Source organism: Mesotoga sp. HF07.pep.5.2.highcov, from assembly GCF_003666285.1.
Taxonomy (GTDB): Bacteria; Thermotogota; Thermotogae; order Petrotogales; family Kosmotogaceae; genus Mesotoga; species Mesotoga prima.
Genome location: NZ_JFHJ01000144.1, coordinates 1 through 1775 on the forward strand (window position 1 = coordinate 1; position 1775 = coordinate 1775).

Sequence of the window (1775 nt, forward strand, 5' to 3'; positions counted from 1 at the left end):
TCTCCTTTATACAAGCACTTCGTGATGGATGACCTTACAGTCTCCTTCTCGTGGCCAGTTTATGATGCCAGTGGAAGTCTTCAAGGCGTAATGGGGACACATATCCTTCTTTCTGACATTGGTAGTTTCCTTGTAGATGCTGTTCGAGACTACTCAGCTTACGCAATAGTTGCCGACAAGGAAACGGGCTCTCTAATAGCGAACTCTATGGGTGTTGATAACTTCACAGTCCTTCCAGATGGCTCTTTCAGCCAGCGAACTGTTGACGATATCGGCTTTCCCGATATTGAGAAGGCTTTCATTCAGTCCACTACAAACCGGGAATCACCTTTATTCTACAGAGGTGAAGAGGAAAAGCTGTTCATTAACATGCGGGAGATCGAAATACTCAATGCTACATGGGTTGTGATGTCCGCAATTCCCGAGGCCTTCTATATGAAGGACGTGATAGACAGTATCCATCTGACCGTGATTATCGTTGTGGTTGCCTTAGTGCTCTTACTAATCATATACCATATTTTAGCGAGAAAATTGATGAAGCCTCTAGACAATCTGATTGAGGTTTCAACTGCCTTGTCTAAAGGTGATCTGTCTAAACGAGTAGAGGTTGTAAGAAGTGATGAAATCGGGATGATTTCTGAAAGCCTGAACAGAGTTGCAGACAAACTACAGTTCTTGATCAATAACCTTGAAGAGAGTGTGATAGAAAGAACCAGGCAACTGCAGAGGGCAAATGAGGAATTGAAAGAAAGCAAGAATGAGCTACAGCTTCTGCTTGACTCCACGGCAGAAGGGATATATGGTATAGATCTGAATGGTGACTGCACATTCTGCAATGCGAGCTCCGTAAAGCTGTTGGGATTCAGTGGTCCAGAAGATATTCTCGGAAAGAACGTTCATCGGTTGATTCACCACAGTCGGCGAGATGGAACGACGTTCCCGATTGAAGAATGTAAGATTGTCAGGTCTATCAAACATGGGAGAGGGTTCCAGACGGATGACGAGGTCTTCTGGAAGGCCGACGGCTCGTCTTTCGATGTCGAGTATCGTTCCTATCCTCAAATGAGAAACGGAGAAGTCGTTGGCGGTGTAATCACTTTTTCGGACATCACCGAGCGCAAAAAGAGAGAGGAGGAAATCAAATACCTTAGCTCTCACGATGTTCTAACCGGCCTTCTCAACAGAAGCAGTTTGGCTCAGATTCAGAAAGCAGTCGATGTTGAAGAGAACCTTCCCATATCCGTAATCGTTGCAGACATTAACGGCTTGAAGATGACAAATGATGTCTTCGGCCATGCGGCGGGAGACGAGTTAATAAAAGAGTCAGCCAGAATCCTTTTAGAATCGTGCAGAGAGAGAGATCTAATAGCACGTGTGGGTGGCGATGAGTTTGTCGTTATTCTTCCGGGAACGAGCGAAAAGGAAACTGAAAGTATTGCTTCAAGAATCAAAGAAGGCTTCTCCGATGCCCGTGTCCAAGCAGTTAAATGCAGCATTTCACTTGGCTTTGATACTAAGACCCGAGCCGATCAGTCACTGAATGAAATAATGGCCAACGCTGAGAGCTTCATGTACAAAGACAAGACGATACACCGAAAATCTTTGAACAGGCAGTTAATTGACTCGATTATCGATACTCTTCACACAAAGTATCCTATGGAAAAACAGCACTCTATTGCCGTAACTCAACTTTGACAGCAAGAAATCTGAAAACAGCTAAACAAGGGAAAAAATGAAAAGAAAAACAGACGTACCACCACAGTGGTCTGTTATGC

1 protein-coding gene is annotated in these 1775 nt (G+C 44.4%); it reads left to right on the top strand.

What is annotated here, in order from left to right; translation table 11 throughout:
* The coding region (locus BG32_RS02880) for a diguanylate cyclase (RefSeq protein ID WP_121526343.1) at positions 1 to 1695 on the top strand (1695 nt) is incomplete at its 5' end.
* Between the last annotated feature and the right edge of the window lie 80 nt (positions 1696 to 1775).